Below are 18,152 nucleotides of genomic sequence, written 5' to 3'. Positions count from 1 at the left end.
CGGCGCAGGGAGGGGAGTTCAGTCGTCCGCGAGGACCACACAGGACTCCGGCGGCAGATGCAGCACCCCGTCCGGCCCCGGTGCCCCGACCGGCTCCCAGGCCGCCAGCACCCGCCCTCCGGAACGCCGGTGGCGACCGAGGCCGAGCGGGATCGCCGCAGGCCCGTCCGCCAGGTTCACCACGATCCGCAGATCCCCTCGGCGGTAGGCGAACCACCGCGCCTCCTCGTCGAACGCGGTCTTCACCGAGGCCAGATCCGGATCGTGCAGATCGGGCAGCGTCCGCCGCAGCGCGATCAGCTCGCGGTACCAGGAGAGCAGCCGTGCGTGCGGTTCGCGCTCCGGCTCCGACCAGTCGAGGCAGGACCGGTCCCGGGTCGCGGGGTCCTGCGGGTCGGGGATCTCCTCCTCGGCCCAGCCGTGCGCCCCGAACTCCCGCCGCCTGCCGTTGCGCACCGCCTCGGCCAGCTCCGGGTCCGTGTGGTCGGTGAAGAACTGCCAGGGGGTGCGCGCCCCCCACTCCTCGCCCATGAACAGCATCGGGGTGAAGGGGCCGGTCAGCACGAGCGCGGCGGCGCACGCCTGAAGGCCGGGGGAGAGCGCGGAGGCCAGCCGGTCGCCCAGCGCCCGGTTGCCGATCTGGTCGTGCGTCTGGGCGTAGCCGACGAAGCGGTGCGCCGGGGTGCGGGACACGTCGACCGGGCGGCCGTGGGTCCGGCCCCGGAAGCTGGACCACGTCCCGTTGTGGAAGAACGCCGACGTCACCGTCTTGGCGAGGGCGGCCAGCGGCGCCCGTGCGAAGTCGGCGTAGTAGCCCTGGGATTCCCCGGTGAGCGCGGTGTGCAGGGCGTGGTGGAAGTCGTCGTTCCACTGGGCGTGCAGCCCGAGACCGCCCGCCGGACGCGGGGTCGTGGTGCGCGGATCGCAGAGATCGGACTCGGCGATCAGCCCCAGCGGCCGTCCCAGCTCCACCGCCAGCGCGTCGACCGCCGCCGCCAGCTCCTCCAGGAAGGTCAGCGCCCGGGTGTCGGCCAGCGCGTGCACCGCGTCGAGCCGCAGCCCGTCCAGCCGGTAGTCGCGCAGCCAGGCCAGGGCGCTGCCGATCAGGAACGCCCGCACCTCGTCCGAGCCCGGCGCGTCCAGATTGACCGCCGCGCCCCACGGGGTGTGGTGGGTGTCGGTGAAGTACGGGCCGAAGGCGGGGAGGTGGTTGCCGGAGGGCCCCAGGTGGTTGTGGACGACGTCCAGGACCACCCCGAGCCCCAGCCCGTGCGCCGTGTCGACGAAGCGTTTCAGCCCCTCGGGTCCGCCGTACGGCTCGTGCACCGCCCACAGCGAGACGCCCTCGTACCCCCAGCCGTTGACGCCCGGGAACGGACAGAGGGGCATCAGCGACACATGGGTGACCCCCAGCTCCGCCAGATGGCCCAACCGGGCCGCCGCCGCGTCGAACGTGCCTTCCGGGGTGTATGTCCCCACGTGCAGCTCGTACAGCACGGCCCGGTTCAGCCGCCGCCCCGCCCAGCCGTCGCGCCAGGCGTACGCCTCCTGGTCGACGACCGCGCTCGGGCCGTCGGGCCCGTCCGGCTGACGCCGCGAACGGGGGTCCGGCAGCAGGGGGCCGTCGTCCACCCGGAAGCCGTACCGGTCCCCGTCCGAGGCCTCCGCCCGAGCCGTCCACCAGCCCTCGCGCCCCGCGTCACGCTCCATCGGGGACCGTACGTCCGCCGCCTCCAGCACGACCGAGTCCGCGTCGGGGGCCCACACCTCGAACTGCATCCACCACTCCTCGTCCCTGGGCGAGGGCGCGCGGCCGCCCCGGGCGGGCTCCACGATCCTCGCGACAGGCTCTGTTGCCGCCCGCCACCGGCCATTAAGGTCTGGTCCTGATCATTGCCCGGCGAGGCGCCCGCTCATACGGATTCCCACGTACGGCTGCTGGAGGCCGCGATGTCCCTGCCGATCTTCCCGCCCGGCTTCCTCTGGGGAGCCTCGTCCTCCGCGTTCCAGACCGAGGGGGCGGTGGACACGGACGGCAAGGGCCCCTCCGGCTGGGACGCCTTCGCCGCCCGGCCCGGCCGGATCAAGGACGGCACCGACACCACCCGGGGCACCGGCTTCCACGCCCGCTACCGCGAGGACGTCGCCCTGCTGGCCGGGCTCGGCGCCGACGCCTTCCGGTTCTCCGTCAGCTGGCCCCGTGTGGTGCCCGGCGGCAGCGGGGCCGTCAACGCCGACGGGCTCGACTTCTACGACCGGCTCGTCGACGAGCTGTGCGCGCACGGCATCACCCCCGCCCCGACCCTCTACCACTGGGACACCCCGCTCCCGCTGGAGGAGGCGGGCGGCTGGCTCGACCGGGACACCGCCCACCGCTTCGCCGAGTACGCGGGCATCGTCGCCGAACGCCTGGCCGACCGGGTCCCGCTGTGGATCACGATCAACGAACCCGCCGAGGTCACGCTCCTCGGCTACGCGCTCGGCGAGCACGCCCCCGGCCGCCGGCTCCTCTTCGACGCCCTGCCCGCCGCCCACCACCAGCTCCTCGCCCACGGCCTCGCCGTCCGCGCCCTGCGGGCGGCGGGCGCGGACAACATCGGGGCCGCCTTCTCGCACGCCCCGGTCTGGACGGCCGGGGACAGCGACGAGGACCGCTTCGGCGCGGAGCTGTACGACACCCTCACCAACTGGCTCTTCGCCGATCCCGTGCTCACCGGCCGCTATCCGGACGAGAACCTCGCCGCCCTGATGCCGGGCCCGGTCGCCGACGACCTGAAGATCATCTCCACCCCGCTCGACTGGTACGGGGTCAACTACTACAACCCGACCCTCGTCGGCGCACCCCGCCCGGAGGCCCTGGAGACCTTCTCCGGCTTCACCATGCCCGCCGAACTCCCCTTCGGAATCCGGGAGATCGAGGGGTACGAGAAGACCGGCTTCGGCTGGCCCGTCGTCCCCGAGGGCCTCACGGAGATCGTCACCACCCTGCACGCCCGCTACGGCGACCGCCTCCCGCCGCTCTACATCACGGAGAACGGCTGCGCCCTGGAGGAAGCCCACGCCGACGACCGCCGCATCGCCTACCTGGAGAGCCACCTCACCGCGCTGCGCGCCGCGATGGACGCCGGGGCGGACGTACGCGGCTACTTCACCTGGTCGCTGACCGACAACGTGGAGTGGACGGAGGGGGCCTCGCAGCGGTTCGGGCTGGTCCACATCGACTACGAGACCCTGGCCCGTACGCCCAAGCGGTCCTACGCCTGGTACCGGGATCTGATCCGCGCCCAGAAGACGCAGGACACGCGGCGGACCCCGGCCGCCCGGAAGGAGAATCCGACGGCCGAAAAGGCTTACGTGACGCCCCCCGAGTGATCGATACTTCCCGCCATGGTCGCTTCATGGTGGTCCCGGGCCCGACTGGGGATCTTCGTTCACTGGACACCCGCATCCGTCCCCGGCTGGGCCCCGCCCTACGCCCCCGCCGGCGAACTCCCGGCGGCGGGCCGGCGTGCGCCGCTGGCCTGGACCTCGTACGCGGAGTGGTACGAGAACGCGCTCCGCTTCCCCGGCTCGCCTGCCGCCGCCCACCACCGCGCCACCTACGGCAACCGCCCGTACACCGACTTCGGCCGCGACTTCGAGGACGGGCTCGCCGCCTGGGACCCGGCGGCCTGGGCCCGCTCCTTCCGCGAGGCCGGGGCCGGATACGCGGTCCTGGTCACCAAGCACCACGACGGCTTCTGCCTCTGGCCCTCGGAGACCGAGAACCCGCACCGCACCGGCTGGCACACCACCCGGGACGTGGTCGGCGAGTTCGCCGAAGCCGTACGGGCCGAGGGGCTGCGCTTCGGCGTCTACTACTCCGGCGGGCTCGACTGGACCTTCGACGACCGGCCCATCGGCACGGCGGCCGACATGTTCTCCGCCGTCCCGCGCGGACGCTACCCCGCCTACGCCGACGCGCAGATGCGGGAGCTGATCCGCCGCTACCGGCCCGACATCCTCTGGAACGACATCGCCTGGCCCGCCTCCGCCGGCGAGATCCGCTCGCTGGTCGACTTCTACCGCTTCACCGTCCCCCACGGCGTCGTCAACGACCGCCTCCTGCCCTACGCACCGCACTGGCGAGGACTGGGCCTGCCGGGCGCGAAGGCGCTGTACAACTGGTGGGACCGCCGGACGGTGGCGCAGGGCGAGGGCTTCGTCCCGCGCACACCGCCCGTCTTCGACTTCCGCACGCCGGAGTACGCCCGTTACGAGGGCTCCGACCCGTACGAGATCACCCGGGGCGTCGACCACAGCTTCGGCTACAACCGCAACTCCGGCCCCGACGCCTTCATCGGCCGCGAGGCGCTGACCTCACTGGTCCGCGACACGGCGGCCGACGGCGGCAACGTCCTGCTCAACGTGGGGCCGCGCGGCGAGGACGCGACGATCCCCGCCGAGCAGCGGCTGCGCCTGGAGTGGCTGGCCGAGGAGGCCGGGGCCCTCACGCCAGATGGACCCACTCCTGGATGACCGGGTATCCGGCACGGGCGAACGCGGCGGCCATCGGCGCGTTCCCCTGGTCCGTCGCCCCCGCGACGAACTCGGCGCCCTGCTCGACCAGGAAGCGCGTGCACTCCACCAGCAGGTCGTAGCCGTACCCGTGCCCGCGCGCCTCGGGCACGACCCCGATGAAGCCGACGCAGGGCCCCGACGGGTTGTGCGCGGGCACCTGGATGCCGGCCACCTCCCCGTCCGGCGTGTACGCGAGGCGCCACCACTCCCGCGGCGAGGGGCACCAGTGAAAGAAGTCCAACTCCTCGCGCGCCGCCGCGTCCAGACCGCCGGGGCCCTCGACGGCCTTGCGGGCGTGGGCGTCCAGCGTCGCCGAGTGCACCCGGCGCAGCACATCGAGGACGACCTCGTCGTCCGGCTCCGGGCGGTAGGTGAGCCGGCCCGTCCGCTCGGGCAGCGGGCAGCCGGGGGTCCAGCGGTAGCGGTAGCGCTCGACCAGCGGCTCCATCCCGGCCGCCGTCGCGGCGGCGACCCGCTCCTCGACGGCGGCCCGCGCCGCCGGGTCGTCCCGCCATCCGGCGGGCGCGATCAGCTCGTACTCCTTGTCGAACGGGGCGCGGCGCAGGAGTTCGGCACCCGCCTCCGCCTCCCCGTCCGCGAAGTCGAACCAGTTGAGCACGACGGGCTCGGTGTCCCCGGGCCCGCCCCACCAGGCGGCCCTGGCGACCACCCTGCCGTCGCGCAGGGCGACCCACGACCAGTCGGGGCGGTACTCGCCGCCGTCGGCGGTCGAGGTGTAGGGGTGGCCGAAGGCGGCCCGGCCGACGAAGGGGCTGTCCTGGAACGTGCTGAAGAGTGCGGCGTCGCTCGGCGTGAGCGCGCGGATGACCACATCGGTCATGAAGGTGTCCTCCGGGACGGAATGCCGCGCTCCCGGTCAGACGGGGTCCGACACCGCCCGGCGGACGGGACGGGAGCGCGAAAGTGGTGTACTGCGATTGCTGGTGTGGTTGTTCGCGCGCATGTCTCTCGCCTCCTTCCACGACGGGCGTCAGGTGTCGAAGCAGACCGTAGCCACCACCGACATCCGCCGTCCACCGAATATCCGGCGAGCATCCGGGTCCCTGCTCGCGGGCGCGCCCGGGCCCCTCACCCCCGGTCGCGGCTCCGGCGCTGCAACGCCTCGCGGCGCCTTCGGAGCGCGGCCTGCCGACGGTGGACGGCCTTGCGCTCGCGGGCCCGCCTCCGGTCCTCGGGCGTACGGTGCTTGCGCGGGCTGACGAAGACGACCATCGCCAGCCCACCGAAGACCACGAGCACCAGGAGCGCGACGACCACGCCCAGGACCGTGACGCCCGCCGGTTCGCCCGCCGCCAACGCCGACCACGCGTTCATCCGGTGTGCTCCTCGCTCTTCTCCGCGTCCCACACCATGGTGAAGGCCCGCTCGAAGTTGACGTACCCGAGCCGCTCGAAGGACTTCGCCATCGGTACGTTGCCGAGGTCGGTCGCCGCCCGGATCCGGTCCACGCCCTCGGCCGCCAGCACCCTGGTCCCCTCGGCGAGGAGATCGTCGATGTACCCGTGGCCGCGCCGGGCGGGCAGCACCCCGATGTAGGCGATGATCGGGTGGTAGTTGTTGCGGGCCGGGATCACGAAGCCGACCGGTTCGCCGGTGGGCAGTTCCGCGATCCGCCACCAGGCCGTCGGGGTCGAGTACCCCGCCAGCTCCTCGTCGTAGTGTTTCGCCGCCGCCGCGCGGGCGTCGAGTCCGGACGCCAGATCCGCCTGCCCATGGGCATCGAGGGTGCCCTCCATCACGGGCGTCATCAGCGCCAGCAGATCGTCCCGGCCGGTGACCGGGCGGAACACCAGCCGGCCGGAATCCACGGGCACCGGCGTACCGGCTCGCCACTCCAGCCGCAGCCGCTCGACCAGCATCCGCGCCCCGGTCGCCTCCACCGCCGCGATCCGCGCCCCGACGGACTCCCGGGCCACCGGGTCCTCGCGCCAGTCCGGCGGTACGAAGCGCCCGTACCCCGGCCGCCGCGCACCGGCCGGAACCACGGCCTCCGTCGCCGTCTCCAGCAGCCGGACGCCGATCGCGACCCGCTCCGGGGCGGGCAGTGCGTCGTCCAGGTCGAAGAAGTCCAACGCCAACGGCGCGCCGCCCGGCGCGTTCGTCCACCAGGCCGCCCTGGCGACGACCCGCTCGCCGTCCAGAGCGACCCACATCCACTCCGGGAGGCGGCGTCCGGTGGCGAGGTCGTCGGCCAGCTCGTGGTCGAGTACGTACGAAAGGCTCTGGAACAGCGCGAGTTCTCCGGTCCCGGTGAGCGGACGGAAGGTCAGGCGCGATGACACAGGGGGCACACGGTCTCCTCGTCGTGGGTGAGCGGCAGACCCTAGCAACGGGATCCGGCTGCCGTCCTGTGAGAAAGCGGCGCAGGTCAGCGCGAGAGCCGGCAGGGGCTCGTCTGGACACCCCGAGCCCTTCGGCCCGACAATCGTCGACGTGACGTCCTCCTTCGAGTCCCACACGAGTTCCGCGCGGCTGTCGGACGCCCAGCGCGACCGTGTCGTCGGCGTGCTCCGCGAGGGCGCCGCACAGGGCAAGCTGTCGCACGACACCTTCCTGCGGCGGATGGAACTCGCCCTCGTCGCCCGCCGCCCGGAGGAACTGGCCGCCCTCACCGCCGACCTGGAGAACGGCGGCCGCTGGTCGAAGGGCCTGGTCCGCGCGGTGGGCGGGATCTCCGCCTTCCCCGGGCGGCTGCGCCGTGCCTGGCAGACCGAACGGCTCCCCAAGCTGCTGCTCCCCGCGCCCGGCCCGTATCCGCTGCTCATCGGCCGCGACCCGGCGAACGGACTGCGCCTCAACCACGAGACGGTGTCCCGGCTGCACGCCGAGCTGTCCGCCCAGAACGGCCGCTGGGTGCTGCGCGATCTCGGCTCCACCAACGGCACCTGCGTCAACGGCCAGCGGCTCGTCGGCTCCATCCCGGTGCGCGACGGCGACCAGGTGAGCTTCGGCCGGATGAGCTTTCGCCTCACTGCTCCGGACCGGCTTCCCGTGCCGTCGTCCGGGCCGCAGGACCCACGGCCCGAACTGCCGCCGCAGGCGGCCCGGCCGCCCGCAGCCGCATCGCCGCCGCCGCGCCCACCGCGCGCCCCCGAACTCCCGCGGCACGGCTCCGCACCCCTGCCGGACGGACCCGGCCGCCCGCAGCAGGGCCCTGGTCTTCCTCCGCCCTGAGCCAGGGCCACGGTCTTCCGCCGTCCTGAGCACGGGCTCCGACGCCGGCCCGCGAAGCTCCCTGTCTCCGGCCCGGCCCCGCAAAGCCCCAGGTCTCCGGCCCGGCCCGCGAAGCTCCCCATGTCCGGCCCGGCCGCAAAGCCCCAGGTCTCCGGCCCGCCCCCTGGGTTCCGCTCCCTGTGCCGCCCGGTGCCCCCCTCATCACCCGCCGACCTGACCCGCCCCCTGGGCCCCGCCCGTTGGTCCGCCTGGCGCCCCCGTCGCCCGTCGCCCGACCTCACGGCCCGCCCCTGGGCCCCGCTCACCGGCCCGCCCGGCCCCGCCGCCCGCCACCCGTCCCCACGACGCGCCCCCTGCGCCCCGGCGAACCCTCACCCGAACGGCCGACCGCCGACTGCGGCGCGCCCCCGTCGGTGGTCCGCTGGGAGGACGCGCGCCGACCGCCGGCGCACCGAATCCCGGGGGTGCGGGATGCCGGTCGAACGCCCCGACGCCCTGCCCGCCGCCCGGCGTCCGCACCGGCTCTCGGGCGGGCTGCCGGGTCTGCTGGCACCGGGGGCCACGACGGATCCGTACCGGCTGCGCCTCTACCGCCTGCTGCGCACCGACTACCCCCTCGGCTACGACCCGGCCCTCGGCGCCTGGCTGCTGAGCCGGTACGGGGACGTGGCCCTGGCTCTCACGGACCCCCGGTTCACCGGCTATCCGCACGACGGCGCTCCGCGTGGCCGGGCCCCCGTCCCGCTCGGCCTGTGCCGGGGCAGTCTGGTCTGCGCACCGCTGACCGTGCCGTGGAGCACCGCCGAACCCGCTGTCGAGCGCACCGCCTACGTCCTGGCCCGCCGGATCGCCGGGCGCGACCGGGCGGACCTGGTCGCCGACTTCTGCCGGTGGCTGCCCGCCGGGGCCGCCGTCGCGGCGGCGGGGCTCGCGCATCCGGAGCTGAGCGCCCTGCCCCGGGGCAGCCGCCAGGGGCGTGCCGTCGGGGGAGCCGCTGACTGCACCGGGTCCACCGCGCTCCGCGAGCATGCGCTCGCCTCCTTCCTGGCGAACATGCTCGACGACCCCGACCTGCTGGCCGCCGCGACCGCCGGGGAAGCGGGCGGGGGCGCGCGGGGGGAGGGCTCCGGGTCGCTGCTCGGCCGGGCCTGGGCGGAGACGCTGCGCCGCGATCCGCCCGTCCAGATCGTGCTGCGCCGTACCCGTACGGAGGTCGCCGTCAGCGGGGGCACCCTCCCCGCCGACGCGCCCGTGGCCTGTCTCATCGGCGCGGCGGGCCGCGACCCGGCCCGGTTCGCCGCACCCGACCGGTTCGACCCGCTGCGTGCCGACGCCGACCCGCTCCTCATCGGTCCGGCCGGCTGCCCCGCCGCCCTCCTCGGCAGGCTGGAGGCCGAACACGGCCTGCGGGCCCTGCTGACGGCGATGCCCGGCATCCGCTGGGCCGACGGCTTCCGACCGGTGGCGGGCGGCCTCCTCACCCGTGGCCCGAGGACCCTGCTCGTACGCCCGTCCTGACGGGCGGGAGCACGGCCGCCCCCGTGCCGTACGGGCGGCTTCGTACGGTGCGGGCGTCCCCGTGGCGGTGCGGGCTGCCCCGTACCGGGCGACAGCCCCCGTGCGGGGCGGGCGACGCCTGGACGGAGAAGCGGGTCCGCTCCCCGGCAGGAGACCACCCTGTCGGGAACCGGCCGCCGGCAGCTCCGCCAAGGGAGCGGCGGGTGGGCAGCCCGCCGACCGGAGACCGCTCCGCAGCTCCCCTCGGCCGGGAGCCCCGCCGCAAGAGCGGCCGGGTCGGGAACCCCGCCGCAAGAGCGGCTGCCGGGCAGTCCGTCGGCCGTGAGACCGTCCCGCAGCCCGACCTCCGGCATGGAGGCCCGCCGGGTCAGCCTCCCGCACGCCGCAGCAGCGCCACCGGCCGTTCCGCGAACAGTTCGCCCGCCCTCACCGCGCCCCCCGCGAACTCCCGGCCGGGCGACGCCGACAGCACGTCCCGCCAACGGCCGCCGGCCGGCAGATCCAGCACCGTGTCCTGCCAGCCGCCGCCCTCCGCCAGCCGCAGCGAAAGCCGGGTCACCGCCGTGACCACCTCGTCCGAGCGGCAGAACGCCAGCAGATGCGAGGCGGCCGGACCGGTCGCCGCCAGGGGCGCGTACGTCCCCGACTCGCTGAACGCCTCCGGCAGTTCGCGGCGCAGGCCGAGCGCGGCCGCCGTCACCTTCTGCTTCTCGTCCGGAACGTCCGGCCGCCGGAACGGCCGCCGGTTGTCCGGGTCGACCAGGGCCAGGTACTCGCCCTCCGTGCCCTGGTAGAGATCCGGGACCCCGGGCATCGTCAGGTGCACCAGGGCCGCCCCCAGCACCTGTGCCCGGACGTGCGGGGCGAGCGCGTCCGCGAACTCGGCGATCAGCCTCCGCGGAACGCCCTCCCCGCGCCCCGGCCCGGCCGCCACGAAGTCCGACACCGCGCGCTCGTAGACCGGATCCGACTCCGTCCAGCTGGTGAAGAGGCCCGCCTCGCGCACCGCCTTCAGCAGTGCCGGCTCCAGCCGCTCACCCAGTTCGTCGGGCGGGAACTCCGCGCAGCCGTATGCCGACTGCCAGGCGGTCCAGGCGAGTTGGGGGTCAGGGGCGGTGACCGGTGTCGCCGCCGTCAGCTCCGTCACCAGCGTCGCCCATCGCTCCGGGCACTGCGACAGCACCGCGATCCGGGCCCGGACGTCCGCGCTGCGCTTCGTGTCGTGCGTGGTCAGGACCGTGCCGGTGGCGGGCCAGTCGCGGGCGATACGGGCGGCGAAGTCATGGAACTCCTCCGGCGATACGGCCGGTTGCCCTGGATCGCCGCCCACCTCGGCGGCCGAGATCAGCGGGACGTAGCGGTAGAACGCCGTGTCCTCCACCGACTTGGCGTGCAGCGCGGACGCGGTCTGGGCGAACCGGGCGCAGAACGCCGCCTGGTCCACTCCGCCGCCGAGCCGCCCGAGCGCCAGATCCCGTACGACGTCGACGGCCGCCGCCTCCTCCGGCACCGAGAACACCGTCTTGGCGTCCCGTACCGCCTCGTCGGTCAGCGTCTTCTCGGCGATCCGGGTCGGCGGTTCGCCGGCCGTGACGTACGGACGGTAGACCGGGATGCGGACCAGCAGCTCCCGGATCGCCGTCCGCAGGGCCCACGGCGCGTGGTCGCGCAGCACCGGGTCGCGGTCGCAGACCGCGCTCGCCAGCCGGGTCAGCCACGCGGTCTCGGCGGCCAGTTCGTGCGTGGCCACCCGGTACGCCGCCCGGCGCACCGTCGCCGTCCAGTCGCCGCCCCGGTCGCCGGGCGGGACCGCGAACTCCCGGTAATGACCGACCAGTTCTGCCGCGCCGACCGGGTCGGTGAACAGCCCGTCGATCCGGCGCAGGGCGTCATACCCGGTGGTGCCCGCGACCGCCCACCGGGCCGGGAGGTGCTCGTCGCCGGTGAGGATCTTCTCCACCACCGTCCAGCGCCCGCCGGTGGCCTCGTCCAACCGCTCCAGATAGGCGGCCGGGGCGGCGAGCCCGTCGGGGTGGTCGACGCGCAACCCGTCCAGAACGCCGTCGCGGAGCAGTTCGAGGACCTTGGCGTGGGTGTCCTCGAAGACCTCCGGATGCTCGACGCGGACCCCGATCAGCTCCGGGACGGTGAAGAACCGCCGGTAGTTCAGCTCGGTGCGGGCCAGCCGCCACCAGCCGAGCCGGTAGTGCTGCCTCTCCAGCAGCTCCGGCAGCGGGAGGCCCGCCGTGCCCTCCCTGAGCGGGAACTCCAGATCGTGGTACCGCAGCACCTCCCCGTCCACGCCCAGGTGCTCCAGCTCCCGGCCGAGCGGCCCGGCGAGCACCGGCAGCAGCACCTGGCCGCCGCCCGCGGCCCAGTCGATGTCGAACCAGCGGGCGTACGGCGAGGCCGCGCCCTCGCGCAGCACCTCCCACAGCCGGCGGTTGTGCCGGGGCGAGGCGGCCATGTGGTTGGGCACGATGTCCAGGACCAGCCCGAGCCCGTGCTCCCGGGCGGCCGACGCGAGCGACCGCAGCCCCTCCTCACCGCCCAGCTCCGCCCGGACCCGGCTGTGGTCGACCACGTCGTAACCGTGGGTGGAGCCGGGGACGGCCTCCAGGACGGGGGAGAGGTGGAGGTGCGAGACGCCGAGCGCGGCGAGATACGGCACGGCCTTCTCGGCGGCGGCGAACGGGAAGTCGGGCTGGAGCTGAAGCCGGTACGTGGCGGAGGGCGTCATGGACTTCTACGTACCCCGCCCGGGGCGAACCGTGTCACCCCGGGCGGAACCTCACCCCTGCCGTCCCGGCCCGGACGGGCTCAGGCGGGGCGCTTCAGCACCGTCAGGCTGCGCCCGATCAGGGTGACCCGCTCGCCCTCGGCCACCTTCGCCCCCGTCCCCGGCTCCACCCCGTCCGGGCGCGCGGTGTCCACGACGACCTGCCACTGCTCCCCGTGGTCGACCGGAACCGCGAATTCCAGGGTCTCGGCGCTCGCGTTGAACATCAGCAGGAAGGAGTCGTCGGAGATCCGCTCGCCGCGCGGTCCCGGCTCCGAGATCGCGTGCCCGTTCAGGAACACGGTCATCGCCTTGGCGTGCGCCGCCTGCCAGTCCTGCTGCGTCATCTCCTCGCCCTCGGGGGTGAACCAGGCGATGTCGGAGAGCTCGTCGTGGGTGCCCTCCACCGGCCGCCCGTGGAAGAACCGGCGGCGCCGGAAGACCGGGTGGTCCCGGCGCAGCCACACCATCGCCCGGGTGAACTCCAGCAGGGTGGAGGCTGTGGCGTCGGCCGGTTCGTCCGGGTCGGGCCAGTGCACCCAGGCCAGCTCGTTGTCCTGGCAGTAGGCGTTGTTGTTGCCCTTCTGCGTACGGGCGAACTCGTCACCGTGGCTCAGCATCGGCACGCCCTGCGACAGCATCAGCGTGGCGATGAAGTTCCGCATCTGGCGGGCCCGCAGCTCCAGCACCTCCGGGTCCTCGGTCTCCCCCTCGGCGCCGCAGTTCCAGGAGCGGTTGTGGCTCTCGCCGTCCCGGTTGTCCTCCCCGTTGGCGTCGTTGCGCTTGTCGTTGTACGAGACGAGGTCGTGCAGGGTGAAGCCGTCGTGGCAGGTGGTGAAGTTGATCGAGGCGAGCGGGCGGCGGCCGTCGTCCTGGTAGAGGTCGGAGGAGCCGGTGAGGCGGCCCGCGAACTCCGCGAGCGTGCGCGGCTCGCCCCGCCACAGATCGCGGACCGTGTCGCGGTACTTGCCGTTCCACTCGGTCCACAGCGGCGGGAAGTTGCCGACCTGGTAGCCGCCCTCGCCGACGTCCCACGGCTCCGCGATCAGCTTCACCTGGCTCACCACCGGGTCCTGCTGGACCAGGTCGAAGAACGAGGACAGCCGGTCCACCTCGTGGAACTGGCGGGCGAGCGTGGCCGCCAGGTCGAAGCGGAAGCCGTCCACATGCATCTCGGTCACCCAGTACCGCAGCGAGTCCATGATCATCTGGAGGACGTGCGGGGACCGCATGAGCAGGGAGTTTCCCGTGCCCGTGGTGTCCATGTAGTACCGCTGGTCGTCGGTCAGCCGGTAGTAGGACGCGTTGTCCAGACCGCGGAAGGAGAGCGTGGGCCCGAGGTGGTTGCCCTCGGCGGTGTGGTTGTAGACCACATCCAGGATGACCTCGATGCCCGCCTGGTGGAGCGCCTTCACCGCCTGCTTGAACTCCAGGACCTGCTCGCCGCGGTCGCCCCAGGAGGCGTAGGTGTTGTGCGGGGCGAAGAAGCCGATCGTGTTGTAGCCCCAGTAGTTGGCCAGGCCCATGTCCGCGAGGCGGTGGTCCTGGACGAACTGGTGCACGGGCATCAGTTCGATCGCGGTGACGCCCAGCTCGGTGAGGTGGGCGATCACCTCCGGGTGGGCGAGTCCCGCGTACGTGCCGCGCAGCTCGGGCGGGAGCCCCGGATGGAGCATGGTCAGGCCCTTCACATGGGCCTCGTAGATGACGGTCCGGTGGTAGTCCGTACGGGGCCGGCGGTCGTCGCCCCAGTCGAAGTACGGGTTGACCACCACCGAGCTCATGGTGTGCGGGGCGGAGTCGAGGTCGTTGCGGGCGTCCGGCTTCCCGAAGGGGTAGCCGTACACCGCCTCGCCCCAGTCGATCTTCCCGGCGACCGCGCGGGCGTACGGATCCAGGAGCAGCTTCGCGGAGTTGCAGCGCGTCCCGTGCTGCGGTTCGTAGGGCCCGTGCACCCGGAAGCCGTAGCGCTGGCCCGGCATCACCCCGGGCAGATAGGCGTGGCGCACGAAGGCGTCGGTCTCGCGGAGCTCCACCGCCGTTTCTGAACCGTCGTCGTGCAGCAGGCACAACTCGATCCGTTGGGCGGCCTCGGAGAAGACCGCGAAGTTGGTGCCGGCGCCGTCGTACGTGGCGCCGAGGGGGTAAGCGTGTCCCGGCCAGACCTGCATGATGAAGACTCTTCCACTTCTGATCCGGGTGCGGTGGCTTTCCTCGGCCCGATACTCCTCGAATACTTCCCGAATACGTCTCGAATCTTCCCCGAAAACGGGGCGCTCACCTAGGACGCCGTGCGGTGCGGCCGCATCCCGTCGCCGGGCCCCGGCCGGACCGGTCAACTTCGGACACACGCGTGCCGCCCCGGACGTGCTTACGGACCCCGTCGCGCGGGGAGTGTCCGGTTCCCGCTCCGGGGCAGGGCCCCAATCGCTATGAATCCGCTCACTCCACCCGATCTCGCCGCAAGGAACAAGCCGCTCGATCACGGGAGTTGAGAAAGTCGCCTGCGCATCGGGCTGCGTCGGATCACGCTCCCGGAGTACCCTTCCTTGATCGTTGGGTGGGGGAGTGGAAGGCGGTAAGCGGGTGAGCTCGGGAGGGTTCGAGCTACCCCCAGGTGACGCAGGTCACGAGGGGGAGTCGACCGATGCCCCGCCCGGGGCGGTGTCCCTCGCGCAGCCCATGGAGATAGGCGCCGAGCTGGACTGGGGATCGGAGGCCTGGGGCGAGGTGCGCACGCGCGCACAGCGGGCAGGTCGGGCCTATATCTGGCTCAATCTGGTCGAACAGCGCCTACGGGCCGTCGTCGCCGCGGTGCTCCGGCCGATCTACGAGCCGGTGCACGGCGAGGAGTGGGTGGTGGCCGCGGCCGGACCGGCCGGGCAGGAGTGGGTGCAGCGCGCCGTCGCCGTACGCGAGGTCTCGCGCCGCAAGGGCTATCTGCTCGACCCGGCCGACGACAACGTCCTCAGCTTCCTGACGCTGCCGCAGCTGCGCGAGCTGATGGTCCAGCACTGGCCCTGCTTCGAGCCGTACTTCGACGACCGGCGCGATGTCGAGCTGGCCCTGGACGAGCTGGAGGTCGCCCGCAACGTGGTCTCCCGCAACCGCGCGCTGAACGAGGCCGTCCTCGCCCAGGCGGAACGGGCCTCCGCCCGCCTGCTCGACATCCTCGGCAGCGGGGCCGGGGTGCCGTCGGCCGACCGGCTGCCGGTGGACGCGGTGGAGGAACTGGTCGGCGACCGGTACGCGGACGTGGTGTCCGTCCACCCCGACCGGGTCCGGCTCCAGCGCCAGCTGCCCGCCGAGGACCTCTTCGGCGGGGCGCGGCGGCTCGACGCCATCGGCATAGGCCTCAACCTGCTCGTGCAGAACTTCTCCGGCCGCCGGCTGGTCCGGCTCGCGGAGTCGGGCTGCCGGGTCCGGCTGCTGTTCATCAACCCGGCCAGCAGCGCGGTCCGCCGCAGGGAGCGGGAACTCGGCCTCAAGAAGGGCGAGCTGAGCCGCTCGGTGGAGATGAACATCCTGCACATGCGCCGCGTCCGCTCAAGGCTCCGCGACCCCGGCGCGTTCCAGATCCAGGTCTTCGACGAGACCCCGCGCTTCACCGCCTACCTGGTGGACGGCGACGGCCCGGACGCGGTGGGCGTCGTCCAGCCCTATCTGCGGCGGGCCCGGGGCATGGAGGCGCCGGTGCTGGTGCTGCGCGGCGGGGGCAGACGGACGGTGGTGCGGGAGGGCCAGGACAACGAGCACGGGCTCTTCGAGACGTACCGCGAGGAGTTCGAATCGGTCTGGACGGACTCCCGGCCGGTCTCCTGACCCTCCACCGGGGCTGTCAGTGGGCCGTGCGAAGGTGGTCATCACTCGGGGGGAGTACCACGGGGGAGCACCACGAAGGAGGTATCGGGATGAGCTGGCACCAGGGCACACTGGTCGGCTTCGACCTGGAGACGACGGGGACCGACGTCGAGAGCGACCGGATCGTCACCGCCGCACTCGTCCGGCTGGAGCCGGACGGCACGGTCGCCGAGCAGCGGACCTGGCTGCTCGATCCGGGCGTGGTGATACCGGAGCAGGCCTCCGCGATCCACGGCATCGGCACCGAACACGCCCGCAAGCACGGGGCGCGGCCCGCGTCCGCCGTCGAGGAGATCGCCCGCGCGGTCGCCGAAGTGCTGTGCTCGGACGTCCCGCTGGTGGTGATGAACGCCCGCTACGACCTCTCGCTGCTGGACCGCGAGTGCCGCAGGTACGGACTGCCGTCGGTGGAGGAGCGCGTCGGCGGCGCGCCGTCCCCCGTCATCGACCCGCTGGTCATCGACAAGCACGTCGACAAGTACCGCAAGGGCAAGCGGGCCCTCCAGGCGCTGTGCGACCACTACGGGGTCACGCTCGACGGGGCCCACGAAGCGAGCGCCGACGCGGTGGCCGCGGTGCGCGTGGTGCGCCGGATGGGCGAGCGCCACCGGCCCGTCGCCACCCTGCCGCTCGGTGAACTGCACGCCCTCCAGGTCCGGGCGGCGGCCGAGCAGTCGGCCTCACTCCAGGCCTATCTGCGGCGCACCACGGATCCGGCGGCGGTGGTCGAGTCGGCCTGGCCGGTGATTCCCCGGATGCGCTGACCGGTTTCCGGTCAGCGCTCTCCGCGGAAGAACCCGACGCGTTGGCCCAGTCGGGCCAGGTGTCAGTTGGGGGCCGGGGACGCCGTGTCGTCGGCCTTGATGTCGAAGTTGATCTGATCCCCCTCGACCGAGGTCACCTTGACCGACACGCCCAGCGTGCTGCCGTCGTTCGCCGTGAGCGTGCAGCGGGTGGTGGTGCCGACCTTCCCCGTCAGATCCTCGGGGCAGGTGATGTCCGGCTCGGGCTGGTTCGTGGTGGCCGCGAGCTTTTCGGAGACGGTCGTGGCGAGCTTGTCCGAAGAGAGCTTCGGGTCCGAGTTTCCGACGCTGACCGACCCCGAACAGCCGACGAGCAGCGCACCGGCGGCCACGGCGGAGAGGCTCCGGATGGCTGCGGTCGAACGGGCCGAGTGCACGGGTGTTCCCTTCGGGTGGCGGGGGACGGCTGGGCGGAAGCGTACGCGGCACGGTGCCGCCGGTGGGCGGCCGGGAGAGCTTTCCGACGGGCCGCTCGGACCCTGCCGGGTGGCCCGCAACCGCCCCCGGCCCGCTCAGAACGGGTACCAGCGGACCTGGGGATCGCCCTCGCGCAGCGACACCACCCGGCGGCGGAATTCGGCGAGCGCCTTCGGGTTGGCCGGGGCGTGCTGGGAGACCCAGGCGCAGCTCGCCGTCTCGCGGGCGCCGCGCAGGACCGCGCATCCCTCCCACTCCCGGACGTCCCAGCCGTACGCGGCGGTGAAGGCGTCGTAGGCCGCCGGGTCCAGGCCGTAGCGGTCGCGGGAGAGGGCGAGGACCACCAGGTCGTGTTCCCGCAGGTCGGCGGAGAACGTCTCCAGGTCGACCAGGACCGGGCCGTCCGGGCCGACATGGACGTTGCGCGGGAGCGCGTCGCCGTGGATCGGGCCCGGCGGGAGGTGGGGGACCAGGGCGGCGGCCGCGGAGGCGAAGCCGTCGCGGCGCTCGCGGAGGTACTCGGCATCCGCCGGATCGATCGCGTCGCCCGCCAGGGTGAGCCAGCGTTCGACCCCGCCGAGCAGCTCGCGGCGCGGCAGCGTGAAGTCCGCCGGGGCGGGCAGCGCGTGCACCAGGGAGAGCAGTGGCGCGAGGTCGCGCGGTTCGGCGGTGCGCACGGCCTCCGGGAGCCGGTGCCACAGCGTCACCGGGTGGCCTTCGACCAGGCGCACCGCGCGCTCGGCGGCGCGCACGGCCGGGACGCCGGACGCGGCGAGCCAGTCGGCGAGCGCCACCTCCCGCTCGGCCCGGGCGCGCAGCTCGGGGTGGCCGGTGGCGTCCCGTCCGACCTTGACCACCAGATCGCCGGCGGCGAACACCGCGTTCTCGCCCACCGCGATCAGCTCCGCCGAGCCGGGGAGCCCGGCGGCTGTCAGTACCTCGCGCGCACGCATCTCGTCCATGGGTGCGATTTTCGCATCTTCGCGGGCCGTCACGACGAACCGGCGGACCGTCAGCGG

14 protein-coding genes are annotated in these 18,152 nt (G+C 73.6%); 6 read left to right on the top strand and 8 right to left on the bottom strand.

Annotation, left to right across the window (positions count from 1 at the left end):
• Positions 1-18: 18 nt before the first annotated feature.
• Positions 19-1,779 (bottom strand): malto-oligosyltrehalose trehalohydrolase, encoded by a 1,761-nt coding sequence (gene treZ / locus KME66_RS05110; protein ID WP_216319444.1) that lies wholly within the window; start codon positions 1,777-1,779, stop codon positions 19-21.
• A 171-nt stretch (positions 1,780-1,950) separates the two neighbouring features.
• Here treZ and KME66_RS05105 point away from each other — a divergent pair, with 171 nt between their 5' ends.
• Together KME66_RS05105 and KME66_RS05100 are read left to right on the top strand one after the other, a co-directional pair.
• Complete coding sequence (locus KME66_RS05105; protein ID WP_216319441.1) at positions 1,951-3,372, top strand: GH1 family beta-glucosidase; 1,422 nt, start codon at positions 1,951-1,953, stop codon at positions 3,370-3,372.
• A gap of 15 nt (positions 3,373-3,387) precedes the next feature.
• On the top strand, positions 3,388-4,518 hold the full coding sequence (locus KME66_RS05100; protein WP_073221166.1) for an alpha-L-fucosidase: 1,131 nt from the start codon (positions 3,388-3,390) through the stop codon (positions 4,516-4,518).
• Here KME66_RS05100 and KME66_RS05095 read toward each other — a convergent pair.
• From KME66_RS05095 to KME66_RS05085, 3 genes are all read right to left on the bottom strand, one after another.
• Positions 4,490-5,401, bottom strand: coding sequence for a GNAT family N-acetyltransferase (locus KME66_RS05095; RefSeq protein ID WP_216319438.1), 912 nt, complete (start codon positions 5,399-5,401; stop codon positions 4,490-4,492). The genes KME66_RS05100 and KME66_RS05095 overlap by 29 nt on opposite strands.
• 248 nt (positions 5,402-5,649) lie before the next feature.
• The gene (locus KME66_RS05090; RefSeq protein WP_216319435.1) at positions 5,650-5,895 is read right to left on the bottom strand and encodes a hypothetical protein; all 246 of its coding nucleotides are present in this window, start codon (positions 5,893-5,895) and stop codon (positions 5,650-5,652) included.
• Positions 5,892-6,872: a GNAT family N-acetyltransferase gene (locus KME66_RS05085; RefSeq protein WP_216319432.1), complete on the bottom strand. Its 981-nt coding sequence runs from the start codon at positions 6,870-6,872 to the stop codon at positions 5,892-5,894. Before KME66_RS05085 ends, KME66_RS05090 begins: the two co-directional genes overlap by 4 nt.
• Positions 6,873-7,014: 142 nt before the next feature.
• Between KME66_RS05085 and KME66_RS05080 the strand changes: the two genes are divergently transcribed.
• Entirely contained in the window at positions 7,015-7,755 is a 741-nt protein-coding gene (locus tag KME66_RS05080; RefSeq protein ID WP_216319430.1) for a DUF1707 and FHA domain-containing protein, read from the top strand.
• A 471-nt stretch (positions 7,756-8,226) separates the two neighbouring features.
• On the top strand, positions 8,227-9,273 hold the full coding sequence (locus KME66_RS05075; protein WP_216319427.1) for a cytochrome P450: 1,047 nt from the start codon (positions 8,227-8,229) through the stop codon (positions 9,271-9,273).
• 367 nt (positions 9,274-9,640) lie between these two features.
• Here the strand turns inward: KME66_RS05075 and treY are convergent, their stop codons facing one another.
• Both treY and glgX read right to left on the bottom strand, forming a co-directional pair.
• Positions 9,641-12,013 carry a malto-oligosyltrehalose synthase gene (treY, locus tag KME66_RS05070; protein WP_216319425.1) on the bottom strand — a complete coding sequence of 791 codons (2,373 nt, stop codon included), beginning with the start codon at positions 12,011-12,013 and terminating at the stop codon, positions 9,641-9,643.
• A gap of 80 nt (positions 12,014-12,093) precedes the next feature.
• The gene (gene glgX, locus KME66_RS05065; RefSeq protein ID WP_073221187.1) at positions 12,094-14,223 is read right to left on the bottom strand and encodes a glycogen debranching protein GlgX; all 2,130 of its coding nucleotides are present in this window, start codon (positions 14,221-14,223) and stop codon (positions 12,094-12,096) included.
• Between the two features lie 415 nt (positions 14,224-14,638).
• Between glgX and KME66_RS05060 the strand changes: the two genes are divergently transcribed.
• Together KME66_RS05060 and KME66_RS05055 are read left to right on the top strand one after the other, a co-directional pair.
• Positions 14,639-15,874, top strand: a complete 1,236-nt coding sequence (locus tag KME66_RS05060) for an SAV2148 family HEPN domain-containing protein (protein ID WP_073221190.1) — start codon at positions 14,639-14,641, stop codon at positions 15,872-15,874.
• An 89-nt stretch (positions 15,875-15,963) separates the two neighbouring features.
• Positions 15,964-16,677, top strand: coding sequence for a 3'-5' exonuclease (locus tag KME66_RS05055; RefSeq protein ID WP_216319423.1), 714 nt, complete (start codon positions 15,964-15,966; stop codon positions 16,675-16,677).
• A 62-nt stretch (positions 16,678-16,739) separates the two neighbouring features.
• Here KME66_RS05055 and KME66_RS05050 read toward each other — a convergent pair whose 3' ends face one another.
• Both KME66_RS05050 and KME66_RS05045 read right to left on the bottom strand, forming a co-directional pair.
• Positions 16,740-17,093 carry a DUF4333 domain-containing protein gene (locus KME66_RS05050; protein ID WP_216319421.1) on the bottom strand — a complete coding sequence of 118 codons (354 nt, stop codon included), beginning with the start codon at positions 17,091-17,093 and terminating at the stop codon, positions 16,740-16,742.
• 135 nt (positions 17,094-17,228) lie between these two features.
• The gene (locus KME66_RS05045) at positions 17,229-18,095 is read right to left on the bottom strand and encodes a phosphotransferase enzyme family protein (protein ID WP_216319419.1); all 867 of its coding nucleotides are present in this window, start codon (positions 18,093-18,095) and stop codon (positions 17,229-17,231) included.
• Positions 18,096-18,152: the final 57 nt, after the last annotated feature.

It is taken from the genome of Streptomyces sp. YPW6, assembly GCF_018866325.1.
In the GTDB taxonomy this organism is placed as follows: Bacteria; Actinomycetota; Actinomycetes; order Streptomycetales; family Streptomycetaceae; genus Streptomyces.
The sequence above is the reverse complement of the archived record's forward strand: the minus strand, read 5'-3'. Positions and strand labels throughout refer to the sequence as shown.

Coding starts and splice junctions, on each gene's coding strand:
- treZ (WP_216319444.1), bottom strand. CDS start 1,779: ATGCAGTTCGAGGTGTGGGCCCCCGACGCGGACTCGGTCGTGCTGGAG.
- KME66_RS05105 (WP_216319441.1), top strand. CDS start 1,951: ATGTCCCTGCCGATCTTCCCGCCCGGCTTCCTCTGGGGAGCCTCGTCC.
- KME66_RS05100 (WP_073221166.1), top strand. CDS start 3,388: ATGGTCGCTTCATGGTGGTCCCGGGCCCGACTGGGGATCTTCGTTCAC.
- KME66_RS05095 (WP_216319438.1), bottom strand. CDS start 5,401: ATGACCGATGTGGTCATCCGCGCGCTCACGCCGAGCGACGCCGCACTC.
- KME66_RS05090 (WP_216319435.1), bottom strand. CDS start 5,895: ATGAACGCGTGGTCGGCGTTGGCGGCGGGCGAACCGGCGGGCGTCACG.
- KME66_RS05075 (WP_216319427.1), top strand. CDS start 8,227: ATGCCGGTCGAACGCCCCGACGCCCTGCCCGCCGCCCGGCGTCCGCAC.
- treY (WP_216319425.1), bottom strand. CDS start 12,013: ATGACGCCCTCCGCCACGTACCGGCTTCAGCTCCAGCCCGACTTCCCG.
- glgX (WP_073221187.1), bottom strand. CDS start 14,223: ATGCAGGTCTGGCCGGGACACGCTTACCCCCTCGGCGCCACGTACGAC.
- KME66_RS05055 (WP_216319423.1), top strand. CDS start 15,964: ATGAGCTGGCACCAGGGCACACTGGTCGGCTTCGACCTGGAGACGACG.
- KME66_RS05045 (WP_216319419.1), bottom strand. CDS start 18,095: ATGGACGAGATGCGTGCGCGCGAGGTACTGACAGCCGCCGGGCTCCCC.